18 protein-coding genes are annotated in these 16,439 nt (G+C 35.5%); all 18 read left to right on the top strand.

From position 1 onward, the window contains the following. The first annotated feature begins 75 nt into the window (after nucleotides 1–75). The 18 genes from veg (at nucleotide 76) to divIC (ending at nucleotide 16,401) form a co-directional block, all read left to right on the top strand. Nucleotides 76–336, top strand: a complete 261-nt coding sequence (gene veg, locus ACVWY7_RS26380; RefSeq protein ID WP_000044349.1) for a biofilm formation stimulator Veg — start codon at nucleotides 76–78, stop codon at nucleotides 334–336. Nucleotides 337–427: 91 nt separating this feature from the next. After that, complete coding sequence (gene sspF, locus ACVWY7_RS26375; protein WP_001985066.1) at nucleotides 428–607, top strand: acid-soluble spore protein SspF; 180 nt, start codon at nucleotides 428–430, stop codon at nucleotides 605–607. 196 nt (nucleotides 608–803) lie between these two features. After that, nucleotides 804–1,673: a 4-(cytidine 5'-diphospho)-2-C-methyl-D-erythritol kinase gene (ispE, locus tag ACVWY7_RS26370; RefSeq protein ID WP_000772094.1), complete on the top strand. Its 870-nt coding sequence runs from the start codon at nucleotides 804–806 to the stop codon at nucleotides 1,671–1,673. A gap of 54 nt (nucleotides 1,674–1,727) precedes the next feature. Further along, entirely contained in the window at nucleotides 1,728–2,576 is an 849-nt protein-coding gene (gene purR, locus ACVWY7_RS26365) for a pur operon repressor (RefSeq protein ID WP_000702472.1), read from the top strand. A gap of 122 nt (nucleotides 2,577–2,698) precedes the next feature. Then, entirely contained in the window at nucleotides 2,699–3,073 is a 375-nt protein-coding gene (locus ACVWY7_RS26360) for a RidA family protein (protein ID WP_000869808.1), read from the top strand. Between the two features lie 152 nt (nucleotides 3,074–3,225). After that, nucleotides 3,226–3,519: a septation regulator SpoVG gene (gene spoVG / locus ACVWY7_RS26355; RefSeq protein WP_000454041.1), complete on the top strand. Its 294-nt coding sequence runs from the start codon at nucleotides 3,226–3,228 to the stop codon at nucleotides 3,517–3,519. Nucleotides 3,520–3,844: 325 nt separating this feature from the next. After that, entirely contained in the window at nucleotides 3,845–5,224 is a 1,380-nt protein-coding gene (glmU, locus tag ACVWY7_RS26350; protein ID WP_000071032.1) for a bifunctional UDP-N-acetylglucosamine diphosphorylase/glucosamine-1-phosphate N-acetyltransferase GlmU, read from the top strand. Between the two features lie 18 nt (nucleotides 5,225–5,242). After that, nucleotides 5,243–6,196 (top strand): ribose-phosphate diphosphokinase, encoded by a 954-nt coding sequence (locus ACVWY7_RS26345; RefSeq protein ID WP_000107420.1) that lies wholly within the window; start codon nucleotides 5,243–5,245, stop codon nucleotides 6,194–6,196. A 72-nt stretch (nucleotides 6,197–6,268) separates the two neighbouring features. Continuing rightward, nucleotides 6,269–6,829 (top strand): aminoacyl-tRNA hydrolase, encoded by a 561-nt coding sequence (gene pth / locus ACVWY7_RS26340; RefSeq protein ID WP_003170434.1) that lies wholly within the window; start codon nucleotides 6,269–6,271, stop codon nucleotides 6,827–6,829. Nucleotides 6,830–6,899: 70 nt separating this feature from the next. After that, nucleotides 6,900–7,124 carry an anti-sigma-F factor Fin gene (locus tag ACVWY7_RS26335; protein ID WP_000399440.1) on the top strand — a complete coding sequence of 75 codons (225 nt, stop codon included), beginning with the start codon at nucleotides 6,900–6,902 and terminating at the stop codon, nucleotides 7,122–7,124. A gap of 105 nt (nucleotides 7,125–7,229) precedes the next feature. Continuing rightward, nucleotides 7,230–10,760: a transcription-repair coupling factor gene (gene mfd / locus ACVWY7_RS26330; protein ID WP_000579715.1), complete on the top strand. Its 3,531-nt coding sequence runs from the start codon at nucleotides 7,230–7,232 to the stop codon at nucleotides 10,758–10,760. A 136-nt stretch (nucleotides 10,761–10,896) separates the two neighbouring features. Next, on the top strand, nucleotides 10,897–11,433 hold the full coding sequence (gene spoVT, locus ACVWY7_RS26325) for a stage V sporulation protein T (protein WP_000648303.1): 537 nt from the start codon (nucleotides 10,897–10,899) through the stop codon (nucleotides 11,431–11,433). Between the two features lie 230 nt (nucleotides 11,434–11,663). Continuing rightward, on the top strand, nucleotides 11,664–13,265 hold the full coding sequence (locus ACVWY7_RS26320; protein ID WP_456524068.1) for a putative polysaccharide biosynthesis protein: 1,602 nt from the start codon (nucleotides 11,664–11,666) through the stop codon (nucleotides 13,263–13,265). 12 nt (nucleotides 13,266–13,277) lie between these two features. Next, on the top strand, nucleotides 13,278–14,738 hold the full coding sequence (gene yabN / locus ACVWY7_RS26315) for a bifunctional methyltransferase/pyrophosphohydrolase YabN (RefSeq protein ID WP_456524067.1): 1,461 nt from the start codon (nucleotides 13,278–13,280) through the stop codon (nucleotides 14,736–14,738). A 14-nt stretch (nucleotides 14,739–14,752) separates the two neighbouring features. Further along, nucleotides 14,753–15,028 carry an RNA-binding S4 domain-containing protein gene (locus ACVWY7_RS26310; protein ID WP_001234876.1) on the top strand — a complete coding sequence of 92 codons (276 nt, stop codon included), beginning with the start codon at nucleotides 14,753–14,755 and terminating at the stop codon, nucleotides 15,026–15,028. Nucleotides 15,029–15,086: 58 nt separating this feature from the next. Continuing rightward, nucleotides 15,087–15,395, top strand: coding sequence for a sporulation protein YabP (gene yabP / locus ACVWY7_RS26305; protein ID WP_001059101.1), 309 nt, complete (start codon nucleotides 15,087–15,089; stop codon nucleotides 15,393–15,395). Then, nucleotides 15,392–16,045, top strand: coding sequence for a spore cortex biosynthesis protein YabQ (gene yabQ / locus ACVWY7_RS26300; RefSeq protein ID WP_000059769.1), 654 nt, complete (start codon nucleotides 15,392–15,394; stop codon nucleotides 16,043–16,045). The genes yabP and yabQ overlap by 4 nt, the downstream gene beginning before the upstream one ends. Next, entirely contained in the window at nucleotides 16,042–16,401 is a 360-nt protein-coding gene (gene divIC / locus ACVWY7_RS26295) for a cell division protein DivIC (RefSeq protein ID WP_001208736.1), read from the top strand. The genes yabQ and divIC overlap by 4 nt, the downstream gene beginning before the upstream one ends. The last annotated feature ends 38 nt before the right edge of the window (nucleotides 16,402–16,439 follow it).

The following is a 16,439-nucleotide window of genomic DNA, read 5'->3' as shown; positions in this document are numbered from 1 at the left end:
TGCGGTTAATAATTGGGATAGATATATCGTGTTTTAAGTGTTCAATCTAAATTACAGCGAGGTGTAACGAAGTATATGTCAAAACGTTTAGATGAAATTAAAAGCGAATTAGATCACCATCTTGGACAGAGACTGATGTTAAAGGCAAACAGTGGGAGAAGAAAAACTGTAGAACAATCAGGTGTACTCGCAGAAACGTACCGTTCTGTTTTTGTTGTACAACTGGATCAACAAGAAGATGCGTTGCAACGTGTGTCGTATAGCTATGCGGATGTTTTAACAGAGACAGTAGAGTTAACATTTTATGGTGAACCTCATAATGAAGTGATTTTATAATTCATGTATCGTTACATATATTCCCACAAATGAAAAGCTATATTATTTTGCATACTAATTATACCGTAGCAAAATAAGGGGGGACTCTGCATTGAGTAGACGAAGAGGTGTCATGTCAAATCAATTTAAAGAAGAGCTTGCAAAAGAGCTAGGCTTTTATGATGTTGTTCAGAAAGAAGGATGGGGCGGAATTCGTGCGAAAGATGCTGGTAACATGGTGAAACGTGCTATAGAAATTGCAGAACAGCAATTAATGAAACAAAACCAGTAGTTGTAAGATACTTTCTATGCTACGGTAGCCGAGGAATGATTCCTCGGCTTTTTGTACTATAAAAGGTGCCATCATTTTACATAAGTAGTTTCATTCTGAATGCTTTTCGTTATAATTAGGGAAGTGTCATCGTCTTACTATAAATTTATGGTAAAATAAACGATAAAAGATTGAGTACATAGAGTGGGTGAATAGATTGAAGCTACTAGTGAAAGCACCAGCAAAGATTAATCTGTCGTTAGATGTACTGGGAAAAAGACAAGACGGATATCATGAAGTGAAAATGATTATGACAACAATCGATTTAGCGGATCGTTTAGAACTAATGGAATTAGCAGAAGACCGTATTGAAATTTTATCCCATAATCGGTATGTCCCAGACGACCAAAGAAATCTGGCTTATCAAGCAGCGAAATTATTAAAAGAGAAGTTTAATGTGAAAAAAGGTGTATCTATTACTATTGAAAAAACGATTCCAGTAGCAGCTGGATTAGCGGGTGGAAGTAGTGATGCAGCAGCGACATTACGTGGTCTTAATAAATTATGGAATTTAGGCCTTACAATTGATCAATTAGCAGAGCTTGGCGCAGAAATTGGATCAGATGTATCGTTTTGTGTATATGGTGGGACAGCAATTGCCACTGGAAGAGGAGAGCAGATTGAGCACATAAAAACTCCACCTTCTTGTTGGGTTATTTTAGCAAAGCCTCATATTGGTGTATCTACTGCTGATGTATATGGAAATTTAAAGTTAAATCGAGTTACACATCCAAATGTAGATAAAATGGTGGATGTCATAAACGCTGGAGACTACAAAGGGATTTGCGATACTGTTGGTAACGTTTTAGAAGATGTAACGTTTGCTATGCATCCTGAAGTTGCACGTATTAAAGCACAAATGAAGCGATTTGGAGCAGATGCTGTATTAATGAGTGGAAGTGGTCCGACTGTATTCGGCCTAGTGCACCATGATTCGCGAATGCATCGTATATATAACGGATTAAAAGGATTTTGTGAACAAGTATACGCAGTACGTTTATTAGGAGAGCGAGAAACGCTTGAATAAAGACGTATAATACGTTATGATTTGTTTAGAATATTCGTGATTTGAGGTGAGAGTATGAAAATTAGACGAAGTACAAGATTAGTCGATATGACTTATTACTTGTTACAAAACCCTCGTCAGCTAGTTTCTCTCACTTTTTTTGCTGAAAGGTATCAATCAGCTAAGTCTTCTATTAGTGAAGATTTAGTTATTATTAAGCAAACGTTTGAACAACAAGGGGTCGGCACATTGCAAACGATACCAGGAGCAGCAGGAGGAGTGAAATATATACCATATATAAGTGAAGAAGAGGCAGATCTAATTATTGGTGAGCTGTGTAGCTTATTCGAAAATCCAGATCGTATTTTGCCTGGTGGTTACTTATATATGACAGATCTTTTAAGTAATCCTCGTCATATTAATGGCGCAGGTCGTTTGTTTGCTTCTGTTTTTGCTAGGCAACCAATTGATGCAGTTATGACGGTGGCAACGAAGGGGATTCCACTTGCATATGCAGTGGCGAACTACTTAGATGTACCGGTAGTGATTGCAAGAAAAGATAATAAGGTAACAGAAGGACCAACTGTTAGTATTAACTATGTATCAGGTTCTTCTAAGCGCATTCAAACAATGACGTTAGCAAAGCGTAGCCTTCCAGAAGGATCCAATGTTTTAATTATTGATGACTTCATGAAAGCTGGCGGGACAATTCAAGGTATGATGAGTATGTTAGAAGAGTTTAAAGCTAATGTTGTTGGTATTGGTGTATTAGTAGAGTCCACAGATATTGAAGAAAGACTAATTAATAACTTTGTATCATTAATTCGTCTATCAGAAGTTGATGTGAAAGAAAAAGCGATTCAAGTGGAAAAGGGAAATTATTCACTGGCACCATTTGATGAAGGGATTGTTGAGGCTGAGTAAAAAGATAAAGCAAATAGCTTTATCTTTTTTTATTCTATTTATAAATTATAAAATGGATGGACAAACTGCTTTTCGTGCACTATTTTTAAAGAGTAAAAATAAATAATAAAAGGGTGAAAAGTATGAAAGTTGTTCAAACAAACAATGCACCACAAGCAATTGGACCATATTCACAAGGGATTATTGTAAATAATATGTTTTACAGTTCAGGACAAATTCCGTTAACTGCGAGTGGAGAGCTTGTAGCAGGAGACGTAACAGTACAAACAGAGCAAGTATTTCAAAATTTACAAGCAGTATTAGAAGAAGCAGGTGCTTCATTTGATACAGTAGTAAAAACAACAGTATTCTTAAAAGACATGGATGATTTTAATGCTGTTAATGAAGTATATGGATCTTATTTCTCTGCTCATAAGCCAGCTCGTTCTTGCGTACAAGTAGCAAAATTACCGAAAGATGTTTCAGTTGAAATTGAAGTAATTGCCCTAGTTAAGTAATTCTTTGTAAGCGATAACCTCCACTAATCTCTATATTCAATTACATTAAAAATTTTTATCTTAAAAATTTTTAAAAAATTAAAGGGAAAATAGAAATTTTGTGGAATTTATACAAATATATCGCTTATTTAGAAAAGGGTGGTGAACACAAGATGGAAGTGACTGACGTAAGATTACGCCGCGTAAACACAGAAGGCCGCATGAGAGCAATTGCCTCTATTACTCTAGACCATGAATTTGTTGTTCATGATATTCGTGTAATTGATGGTAATAATGGATTATTTGTAGCAATGCCAAGTAAACGTACTCCAGATGGAGAATTCCGTGACATTGCACATCCAATTAATTCTGGTACACGCTCTAAAATTCAAGATGCGGTTTTAACAGAGTATCATCGTTTAGGCGAGTTAGAAGAGGTTGAGTTTGAAGAAGCGGGCGCTTCGTAAAATTCGAATGAAAAGGGCTTTTTAAAGGAAGCCCTATAATTTTGCAACAAACTCCTGTAAGCATTTACAGGGGTTTGTTTTTTTTTTGTAGTTATATACGTTTCCTGTTCTTAAGATTCTGAATTCAACGAAATGAAGAGATAAACTTCTAATTTTTTCAAAATCATTTTAAATAGTATAGCTTATTTCTTAAAAAAGATACTAAAGAGTAAAACATCTTATAAGAATTATGGTAAAATTTAATAGTTAAAATGTGTTTCTTGAAATATATGATGATTTAGGATAATATCGTTAATGGATAAATAGGTTGCGATGGAGGGTCTATATGTCAAACAGATTTGCAGTGATTCTAGCTGCAGGTAAAGGCACACGTATGAAGTCTAAGCTATACAAAGTGCTTCATCCTGTATGTGGAAAACCTATGGTACAACATGTTGTCGATCAAGTATCTCAATTAGGGTTGCAGAAACTTGTAACAGTCGTAGGACATGGTGCTGAAATGGTACAAGAACAGCTAGGAAACGTAAGTGAGTTTGCATTACAAGCAGAACAACTTGGTACAGCGCATGCTGTAGATCAAGCTGCAGGTGTACTTGCAAATGAAGAAGGAACAACTTTAGTTATTTGTGGTGATACGCCGCTAATAACTGCTGAAACGATGGAAGCATTACTTCAGCAACATAAAGAAGCAGGGGCAATGGCAACGGTGTTAACAGCTTACATAGAAGAACCTGCTGGATATGGTCGTATCGTTCGTAATGAGAATGGTCATGTTGAAAAGATTGTTGAGCATAAGGATGCAAATGAGAAAGAATTAGCTATTAAAGAAATCAATACAGGTACGTATTGTTTTGATAATAAAGCTTTATTCGCTTCACTTTCTAAGGTTTCAAATGATAACGTACAAGGTGAATATTACCTGCCAGATGTTATTGAGATTTTAAAAAATGAAGGTCATATTGTATCAGCTTATCAAACAGAGCACTTCGATGAAACGTTAGGTGTTAACGACAGAGTCGCTCTATCGCAAGCGGAAATTATTATGAAAAACCGTATCAACCGAAAGAACATGGTAAATGGTGTTACAATTATTGATCCAAGTAACACGTATATTTCTGCTGATGCAATTATCGGTAGTGATACAGTTCTTCATCCAGGAACAATTATTGAGGGGAACACTGTAATTGGTTCTGATTGTGAAATTGGACCGCATACAGTAATTCGCGATAGTGAAATTGGAGATCGTACGACAATTCGTCAATCTACTGTACATGATAGTAAGCTTGGTACAGAAGTATCGGTTGGTCCATTTGCACATATTCGCCCAGATTCAGTTATTGGAGATGAAGTACGCGTTGGAAACTTCGTGGAAATCAAAAAAACTGTTTTTGGTAATAGAAGTAAAGCTTCACACTTAAGTTATATCGGGGATGCGCAAGTTGGAGAAGACGTGAATCTTGGTTGTGGTTCAATTACGGTGAACTATGACGGTAAGAATAAATTCAAAACTGTGATTGGTAACGGGGTATTTATTGGATGTAATTCAAACCTTGTTGCTCCTGTAACAGTTGAAGATGGTGCTTATGTGGCAGCAGGCTCTACAATTACAGAGAATGTTCCATCAAAAGCATTATCTGTAGCACGTGCACGTCAAGTTAACAAAGAAGACTATGTTGATCAATTGCTGAATAAGAAAAAATCATAATGTGGAGGGTTAATCTAGATGTCGACTCAATATCTAAATTCTAATTTGAAAGTATTCTCTTTAAACTCTAATAAGGAACTTGCTGAGCAAATTGCAAAGCACATTGGAGTAGGACTAGGAAAATGTTCTGTTGATCGTTTTAGTGATGGAGAAGTTCAAATTAACATTGAAGAAAGTATCCGTGGTTGCGATGTATTCATTATTCAATCTACAAGCTTCCCAGTAAACGAACATATCATGGAATTACTTATTATGATCGATGCATTAAAACGTGCATCTGCAAAAACAATTAATATTGTTATTCCTTACTATGGTTATGCGCGTCAAGACCGTAAAGCGCGTTCTCGTGAACCAATTACATCGAAACTTGTAGCAAACTTGCTTGAAACAGCAGGTGCAACTCGTGTAATCACTCTAGATTTACATGCTCCACAAATTCAAGGGTTCTTTGATATCCCGATCGACCACCTAATGGGTGTACCGATTCTTTCAGATTACTTTGAAACAAAAGGTCTTAAAGATATCGTAATCGTGTCACCTGACCACGGTGGAGTAACTCGTGCTAGAAAAATGGCAGATCGCCTAAAAGCACCAATCGCTATTATTGATAAGCGTCGTCCTCGTCCGAACGTATCTGAGGTAATGAACATTATCGGTAATATTGAAGGTAAAACAGCAATTTTAATTGATGACATCATTGATACAGCTGGTACAATTACATTAGCAGCAAACGCTCTTGTTGAGAACGGTGCTTCTGAAGTATATGCTTGCTGTACACACCCAGTATTATCTGGTCCAGCAATTGAGCGTATCCAAAACTCAAATATTAAAGAGTTAGTTGTAACGAACTCTATCGTATTACCAGAAGAGAAGAAAATCGACAAAGTACATGAACTTTCAGTTGCTCCACTAATCGGAGAAGCAATCATTCGTGTATACGAAGAAGAATCTGTAAGTGTATTATTCAATTAATTGGATAGAATGAGACGTAACCAAGATTGGTTACGTCTTTTCGTATCGAAAAAAGAAAGTAGTGGTACAAGAATGAAATTGATAGTAGGACTTGGGAACCCAGGTAGAGAATATGAATTAACAAGGCATAATATTGGATTTATGGCGATTGATGAACTTGCAAAGCGTTGGAATATTTCTTTGAACGAACAAAAGTTTAAAGGCTTATTTGGTGCAGGATTTGTTAATGGAGAAAAAGTAATCTTATTAAAGCCACTTACATATATGAATTTATCTGGGGAAAGTATTCGTCCGCTAATGGATTACTATAAAATTGATGTAGAGGACTTCGTTGTTCTGTACGATGATTTAGATATCCCTGTAGGTAAATTACGCCTTCGTATGAAAGGTAGTGCTGGTGGACATAATGGTGTGAAATCAACAATTTCACATTTAGGAACACAAGAGTTTCAACGTATCCGCATGGGAATTGATCGTCCGAAAAATGGAATGAAGGTAGTAGATTATGTATTAGGACGTTTTACATCGGAAGAAATTCCTGATGTAAATCATTCTATTGAAAAAGCAGCAGATGCATGTGAAGAATGGTTAAATAAACCTTTTCTTCAAATCATGAATACTTTCAATAGTTAAGGGTATGATTAGGAATATTTTATTCTGTTTTTACCCATACTAGCAGTAATTGTATTTTTAGGAGGCTAGTATGGAAGGGTATTATTATTGCAGACATTGCGGGAGTAATGTAGGCTCCGTTACCGCAGAAAAAGTATATAGCGACGTTTTATTTCAACTAACAGAGCAAGAAGTAGTAGAGATGATTCATTTTCATGAGAATGGAAATATATATATAAAAACGATTTGTGAATTATGTCAAGAAACGCTCGCATCTTATCCTGAGTATTATGAATATGAAAAATTTCTGCAATAAAATGTTGTCGCTTTGGCGTGTCCAAAGCATTTTTCTGTTTTCTTTTTCCAAAATATTTGCATAAAATATAGTGGCTTGCTCTTTATGTTGAGAGGGGTTTTGAAAATGATAGGTTTATTAGAGCAGTTTTATAAAAATGAAGAGATCCAATCGGTCATTAATGGACTAGAAGATGGTTTGAAAGAGCAACTTGTATCAGGTATGGCAACATCTTCTCGTTCGTTATTAATGGCGGCCTTATATAAAAAAACAAAAAAATCACAACTTATTGTGACGCATAATTTATATCAAGCACAAAAAGTACATGAAGATTTAGTGGCGTTACTTGGTGAAAAAGATGTATGGCTATATCCAGTAAATGAATTGATAGCATCAGAACTTGGTGTTGCAAGCCCAGAATTGAAGGCACAACGTATTGAAGTGTTAAATCGCTTAGCTGCAGGAGAGCACGGGATTATTGTAGCACCAGTTGCAGGACTACGCAGATTTTTACCAATGAAAGAGTTGTGGAAGCAAAGGCAAATCGAAATCAGTCTAGGGCAAGAGATTGATTTAGATACATTCTTGCATACTTTACATCATATTGGCTATGAACGTAAGTCTATGGTAGAAGCTCCTGGAGAATTTAGTTTGCGCGGGGGAATATTAGATATTTATCCACTAACTGAGGAGCTACCATTTCGTATTGAATTTTTCGATACAGAAGTTGATTCTATTCGGTTATTTGATGTGGATGAACAGCGCTCTCAAGATAAAAAAGAAAGTGTTAGATTCGGTCCAGCAACAGAGTTTCTATTTTCACAGGAAGAATTGAAATCGGGAATAAAGCATCTTGAAGAAGGTCTGACTAAGACGATGCAAAAACTTTCCGATGATAAGTTGAAGACTACAGTGCTTGAGACGGTAAGTCATGAAATTGAGATGTTAAAAAACGGGCAAAGTATAGAACAGATGTTTAAATATTTATCTATTTTCTATAACGAACCTGCTAGTCTGATAGATTATTTACCAGAAGATGGTGTTGTGATTTTAGATGAAATTTCACGTATTCAAGAAACAGCATCTCATCTTGAATCAGAAGAGGCGGAATGGTATATATCCCTTCTTGGTGAGGGAACAATTATTCAAGATTTATCTTTCTCTCATTCGTTTGAAGAATTTCTTCATCATAAAAAAAGAAGTTTTGTATATTTAACGTTATTCTTACGTCATATAGCGCATACACATCCGCAAAACATTGTGAATGTGACATGTAAAACAATGCAAGATTTCCATGGGCAGATGCAGTTGTTGAAAACTGAAATTGATAGATGGAACGAGGGGCATTTTACGACCGTTGTGCTAGGTACAGATGATGAGCGTGTGAAAAAACTACAACATATTTTAAGTGATTATGATATTGATGCAGATATTGTAGAGGGCACAGATATATTATTGCCTGGAAGGTTACAAATTGCTGTAGGTGATTTACATGCAGGGTTTGAAATGCCGATGCAAAAGCTTGTTGTCATTACTGAAAAAGAGCTTTTTCATAAGAAAGTTAAAAAATCACAACGTAAGCAAAAGTTATCGAATGCTGAACGCATTAAAAGTTATTCGGAATTAAAAGTTGGGGATTATGTAGTTCATGTAAATCATGGTATAGGTAAATTCTTAGGTATTGAGACATTAGAGATTAACGGTGTTCATAAAGATTATTTGAATATTAAATATCAAGGTAATGATAAGTTATACGTTCCAATTGAACAAATTGACCAAGTGCAAAAATATGTAGGATCTGAGGGTAAGGATCCGAAAGTTTATAAATTGGGCGGAAACGATTGGAAAAAGGTCAAAACAAAAGTTGAAAAATCTGTACAAGACATTGCGGATGACCTCATTAAACTCTATGCTGAGCGCGAAGCTTCAAAGGGTTATGCATATACACCAGATACGGCAGAACAACAAGAATTTGAGTCTTCTTTCCCGTATCAAGAGACAGAGGATCAATTACGTTCTATTGAAGAGATTAAAAAGGATATGGAACGCGGACGTCCGATGGATAGGCTTCTTTGTGGTGATGTAGGATATGGAAAGACGGAAGTAGCTATTCGTGCGGCGTTTAAAGCAATTATGGATGAAAAACAAGTTGCAATTTTAGTGCCGACAACGATCCTTGCACAACAACACTATGAAACAATTCGAGAGCGTTTTCAAGATTATCCAATCAATATAGGATTATTAAGTAGATTCCGTACGAGAAAGCAGCAAAATGAAACAATTAAAGGTTTAAAAGATGGCACGGTAGATATTGTAATCGGAACGCATCGTATTTTATCTAAAGATGTTACTTATAAAGATTTAGGTCTTCTTATTATTGATGAAGAACAAAGATTTGGCGTAACACATAAAGAAAAAATTAAACAATTAAAAGCAAATGTTGACGTATTAACATTAACGGCAACCCCGATTCCGCGTACGCTTCATATGTCTATGCTTGGTGTGCGTGATTTATCTGTTATTGAGACGCCGCCGGAAAATCGTTTCCCAGTTCAAACATATGTAGTTGAGTATAATCCAGCGTTAATGCGAGAGGCGATAGAACGCGAGCTTGCAAGAGGTGGGCAAGTTTACTTCCTATATAATCGTGTGGAGGATATCGAACGAAAAGCAGATGAAATTTCGATGTTAGTTCCAGATGCACGTGTCACTTATGCACATGGGAAAATGAACGAAAGTGAATTAGAGTCTGTTATGCTATCGTTTTTAGAAGGGCAGCATGATGTTCTTGTAAGTACAACGATTATTGAGACAGGTGTAGATATTCCGAATGTAAATACATTAATTGTATTTGATGCAGATCGTATGGGATTATCGCAGTTGTATCAGCTTCGTGGGCGTGTTGGACGTTCTAATCGTGTTGCATATGCTTACTTTGCATACAAACGAGATAAAGTGTTATCAGAAGTTGCAGAGAAGCGTCTGCAAGCCATTAAGGAGTTCACAGAGCTTGGGTCTGGTTTCAAAATTGCGATGCGAGATTTATCAATTCGTGGTGCAGGTAACTTGTTAGGAGCTGAACAACATGGATTTATTGATTCTGTCGGATTTGATTTATATTCTCAAATGTTAAAAGACGCAATTGAACAGCGTAGAGGAACAGACGGAGTTGAAAATACAGTTAATGTTGAAATTGATTTAGAAGTAGATGCATATTTACCAGATGCTTATATTTCGGATAGTAAACAAAAAATTATGATGTATAAACAATTTAGAGGTGTTTCTGCGATTGAAGATATTGAAGAGTTGCAGGAAGAGATGATAGATAGATTTGGTGATTACCCGCAAGAAGTTGGTTACTTATTACAAATTGCAAATATTAAAGTATTGGCAATGAAAGAACAAATTGAATTAATCAAGCAAAATAAATTTGAAGTAACAATTCTGTTCTCAGAACAAGCGAGTCAAAATATTGATGGTGGAAAATTATTCATGCTCGGAAATAGTTTTGGACGTATGATCGGTTTAGGAATGGAAGGATCACAATTGAAAATCGTCATGAAAACAAATGGCTTAGAGACATCGAAGTGGTTAACAATTGCTGAAAATTTATTAAAAGGCTTGCCAGATGTAAAAAAAGAAGTCATAAATGCCTAATATAAGATAAAAAAATACAATTCGGCGTGCATAGAAGAACTAATGTGTAAAATACTATGTCTAACAGTTGGTGATTTTTACATGAACAGGTAAATTCACCACTTTCATCATCAGTAGAAAGTGAGGCAGCATTAGAATGAAAGCAACTGGAATCGTACGTCGAATTGATGATTTAGGTAGGGTAGTGATCCCAAAGGAAATTCGTAGAACTTTACGTATTCGAGAAGGGGACCCATTAGAAATATTTGTTGATCGCGATGGAGAAGTAATTTTAAAGAAATATTCTCCAATTAGCGAACTAGGTGATTTTGCAAAAGAATATGCAGATGCTTTATATGATAGCTTAGGACATAATGTGCTTGTATGCGATCGAGATTCTATTATCGCAGTATCAGGCGTATCAAAAAAAGAATACTTAAATAAAAGCGTTGGCGATCTAATTGAAAAAACGATGGAAGAAAGAAAGTCTGTTATTATGACGGACGAAAGTGATGTTTCCATTATTGATGGTGTAACAGAAAAGGTTCATTCTTATACAGTTGGACCGATTGTTGCAAATGGAGACCCAATTGGAGCTGTCATTATTTTTTCAAAAGAAGCGATCATAAGCGAAATAGAGCACAAAGCGGTCAATACTGCTGCCAGTTTCTTAGCGAAACAAATGGAACAGTAAAGGTGTATAATTTTAGAAGTAGCAATCTTTCCTAATTATGATATTTCTTCTTGAGAAATCAATTATTTGGAGATATATGTATATTGAATGAAGGTAGCGCTTTGCTACCTTTTTTCATTGAATATTTCTAGCGTTGCACGAACGTATTCTTACTTGTGTAGGTGAGTAAGCTTGTCCTTTTCTTTATGATATAATACGAGGGGTGAGAATAGAAAAAGGAGTTTTCTTGTATGGAATCGAAGAAGTATCAAGCCTTTTGGCGTGGGGCTATTATATTAACAATCGCAAGTTTTGTTACAAAGGTATTAAGCGCTTTTTACCGTATTCCATATCAAAATATAGCGGGTGATATTGGTTTTTATATTTACCAACAAATATATCCGTTTTATGGATTTTGTTTAATTTTAGCTACTTATGGGTTTCCCATTATAATTTCAAAAATGGTTGCGGAACGATTAGAACGAGGGAAAAAACAAGAAGCAGAAGAAATTATTTGTGTATCTTTTTGGTTTTTATTAGGAATTGGTTTCATAGGATTTTTTACATTGTTCTTTGGTGCCGAAGCAATTGCGGCAGCCATGGGCGATATACACTTAGATAAGCTATTACGTGTTATTTCCTTTTCATTCATATTGATGCCGTTTTTATCTGTAGCAAGAGGATATTTCCAGGGATTCAATAATATGATGCCAACAGCTGTGTCGCAAGTGATAGAGCAAACGATTCGTGTTTCTATTATTGTATTTTTATCCCTATTCTTAATTGCTCACGAATTTGATTTATATACAGTTGGTGCAGGTGCTATGCTAGGTTCAATCGCAGGTGGACTGATTGGGATTATCGTACTTATACTTTATATGCGTCATGACTTTCGTTCTATATTCTTCAAAAGTGTAAAGAGGATTAAAGGGAAAAAGAAGATTATTAAAATCCTGTTTTGGCAGGGGTTAGCAATTTGTGTTAGTAACTTAGTGCTTATTTTTATACAAATGGCTGATTCTGTTTCTTTCTATTCTTTACTTATTGGAGCAGGAGAGCCGGCTGAAAGTGCAAAGGTGTTAAAAGGTGTTTATGACAGAAGTATCCCGCTTATGCAATTAGGTACTGTCGTGACAACTTCTTTCTCGTTGTCGCTTATTCCAATTATTACAGCAGCGAAGGAAAGAGGAGATCTTACCTTTATTCGAGAAAAGGTAAGGTTAGCAATGAAAATAACATTTGTTATCGGATTTGCAGCGGCTATTGGATTAACTTGTATTATCCAGCCTACGAATATTATGTTGTTTGAAAACAGTGATGGGTCAGATGTTTTATCCATTTTATCTTTATCTATTTTATTTAGTTCATTGTCAATTACAACCGCTTCTATTTTGCAAGGGTTAGGACAAACATTAAAACCAGCAATATTTGTTGTATTTGGAGGTTGTTTGAAGCTAGTTTTAAACTATATATTAATGCCGTATTTCGGTGCGAAGGGAGCCGCAATTGCAACTTTAGTTGCATTAATTGTAATTTCCGTATTAAATAGTATGTTACTTATGCGGGCTGTATCGGAATCGCTTATCGATAAACGGAATATGTTAGGTATAGTTATTAGTGGTTTCAGTATGGGATTTGTATTAATAATGTTTATGCGTGTATTGCAAATGTCTGGATTAGTAATGGATACAAGTCATAGAGGTGTTGCAACATTTGAGGCGTTGTTAGGTGTAGCCATCGGCGGATTGGCATATATGTTTTTAATTTTAAAATTACGTGTATTTACGAAAGCGGAAATAGGAACGGTTATGAAAAAAGAGAAAAAAGAAGGTTCATTGAAGAAGAGTGGATAGAGGTGGCAGGTTTTGAGTGGAATCATTACTATTTTAGGATTAGGTGCTGGTGAATTAGACCAGTTAACGATGGGTGTATATCGAAAAATAAAAGAAGCAGATCACATGTTTGTTAGAACGAAGGAACATCCCGTTATAGAAGAGTTGGAGAAAGAAGGTATACAATATACTGCCTTTGACAATGTATATGAAGCGCATGATACATTTGAAATTGTATATGAAACAATTGCGAATACATTGATAGAAAAAGCTGAAGGCACAGAAATCATCTATGCTGTTCCAGGGCATCCGCTTGTAGCAGAAAGAACGGTTCAGCTACTGTTGGAAAAAGGTGAAGTAGCGAATATTGAGGTGCGAATTGAAGGTGGACAAAGTTTCCTTGATCCTATGTTTGCCAGTCTAAAGATTGATCCGATTGAAGGATTCCAATTAATTGACGCCACATCATTTGAAAGAGGACAATTAGAATTACGTCAACATTTAATCTTTTGCCAAGTATATGATGCATTCGTTGCATCTGATGTGAAATTAACTTTAATGGAGATATTGCCAGATGATTATGAAGTGTATATCGTAACAGCTGCAGGGACTTCATTTGAACAAGTTAAAAAGGTACCGTTGTACATGTTAGATCATGAAACGGAGTTGAATAATTTAACGAGTGTGTATGTACCACCAGTTAAGGAACGTGCGTCCTTATATCAACAGTTTGATGTGCTTAGAGAAATTATTGCAGACCTGCGTGGACCGAATGGTTGTCCGTGGGATAAAAAGCAAACACATCAATCTTTAAAGAAATATTTAATTGAGGAAGCTTATGAAGTGTTAGAAGCAATTGATGAAGAGGATGATGATCACTTAGTAGAAGAACTCGGTGATATCTTATTACAAGTTATGCTTCATGCCCAAATCGGAGAGGACGAAGGTTGGTTCTCTATAGATGATATTATTCGAACTTTATCTGAGAAAATGGTTCGTCGTCATCCGCATGTATTTGGGAATATGGATGTAAATAATGCCGATGAAGTAATTGCCAATTGGGAAGAAATTAAAAAACAAGAAAAAGGATTTGTAAAAGAATCTGTTTTAAATGGAGTTCCCAAAAGCTTGCCACAGTTACTACGCGCTTATGAAATACAGAAAAAAGCTGGCAAGGTTGGTTTCGATTGGGTTGATGTACAGCCGATGATAGAGAAAGCTTTAGAAGAATGGCAAGAGTTCCAACAAGAAGTGACAAACATGGATGAGGCGAAGATGTTAAGTGAATTTGGCGATTTATTATTCGCATTTGTTAATATAGCTCGTCATTATAAAATAGATCCAGAAGAAGCGTTACGTTCAACGAATGAGAAATTCGTCGGTCGTTTTTTATACATGGAAGCAAAGGTAGCTGAAATGAATAAAGAGATGCAAGATTTATCATTAGAGCAGTTAGATGTTTTATGGGAAGAGGCAAAACAGACAGAGCGTTAATAGGGGGATTTAATATGCGTCTAGATAAGTTTTTAAAAGTATCACGTTTAATTAAAAGAAGAACATTGGCAAAAGAAGTAGCTGATCAAGGAAGAATATCCATTAATGGTCAAGTGGCAAAAGCGAGTTCGGATGTGAAAGTAGCTGATGAACTAACAATTCGTTTTGGTCAAAAAATAGTAACTGTAAAAATAAACGAATTGAAAGAAACGACTAAAAAAGAAGATGCAGCAAATATGTATAGCTTAGTTCGTGAAGAAAAAGTAAAGGCTGAAGAAGGCTTGTTCTAAAATCGTTTATCCTTTCATACATTACTATTAGCTAGTATAAATGTATGGGGGGATTTACGTGAATAATGGTTACTCACCTATGTCTTCTAATCAACAAAATGTTTCTGTAGAGCATGATATTATTATGCGTGGCAGGCGTGTAATTGATATTACCGGTGTAAAGCAGGTAGAGAGTTTTGATAGTGAAGAGTTTTTACTTGAGACTGTAATGGGCTTTTTAACAATTCGTGGTCAAAATTTGCAAATGAAAAATTTAGATGTAGAAAAAGGTGTTGTATCGATTAAAGGAAAAGTTCATGAGATGCTGTATATTGATGAGAATCAAGGGGAGAAAACTAAAGGCTTCTTTAGTAAGTTGTTTAAATGAGTTTAACAATTCAGTTGTATACGATGCTCTCAATGATCGGAATGGGTGCTTGGATTGGAGCGTCTTTAGATACATACCAACGATTTTTAAAACGTCAAGAACGTAAGCGTTGGCTTGTATTTATACATGATATACTATTTTGGATTGTCCAAGCATTATTCGTTTTTTACGTATTGCTTCTCGTAAATGAAGCTGAACTACGTATATATGTATTTTTAGCATTATTATGTGGTTTTGCGGCATATCAAAGCTTATTGAAAGCAATATACATGAGACTGTTAAATTTTCTCATCTATATTTTTGTGCAAACAACACACTTTTTTGTTCAAATTATACAGCTACTCATGATAAAACCTGTTATTATTATAGCGCAGCTATTTATTGCATTTATATTATTCTTATTTCGTATACTGCTTTCAATTGGACATGTGTTATGGAAAATGGTGATTTGGATATTACTTTTCATATGGAAAGTTTTTTTCTGGCCTGTTCGATTTATTGCTTCGCTCATATGGAAACTTCTCCCTAATCGTGTTAAACTTTTTATAATGAAACATGTAGGGTTCCTGCAATATATAGCAAAATTGAAGGGACATATCTTCCAATTATGGGAGCGTATAAAAAAGAAGTTAGGGGGACCTCGGAAATGAGGGAACTGAGACAAAGAACAATCGAAAAACAGAGTCCAAATCCTGTTAAAGAGCATATAATACAAACGGATGAGAACAGGAAGCGACTTTATCGCCGTTTAGCGGTTTTTCTTGTCTTTGCTTTTACAATTATTGCGAGTATTAGTGTAACGTTTTATCAACAAAACAGTTCCATTAAAGCAAAAGAAGCAAAAGTTAAGGACATGAAAAAAGAACTGGATTCATTAACGAATAAAGAAAAGAGTCTAAAAGACGAAGTTCAAAAGTTAAATGATGAAGAGTACGTATTAAAGATTGCTAGAAGGGATTATTTCTTCTCTGGAAAAGGGGAGATAATTTTTCCTGTTTCTAAGTAGAGTATGTCTTATTGACACTATATTTTAGGATTATATAT

This window comes from Bacillus sp. TE9106W (genome assembly GCF_054062215.1).
Note: the sequence above shows the minus strand (reverse complement) of the source record. Positions and strands in the feature narration are given on the sequence as shown.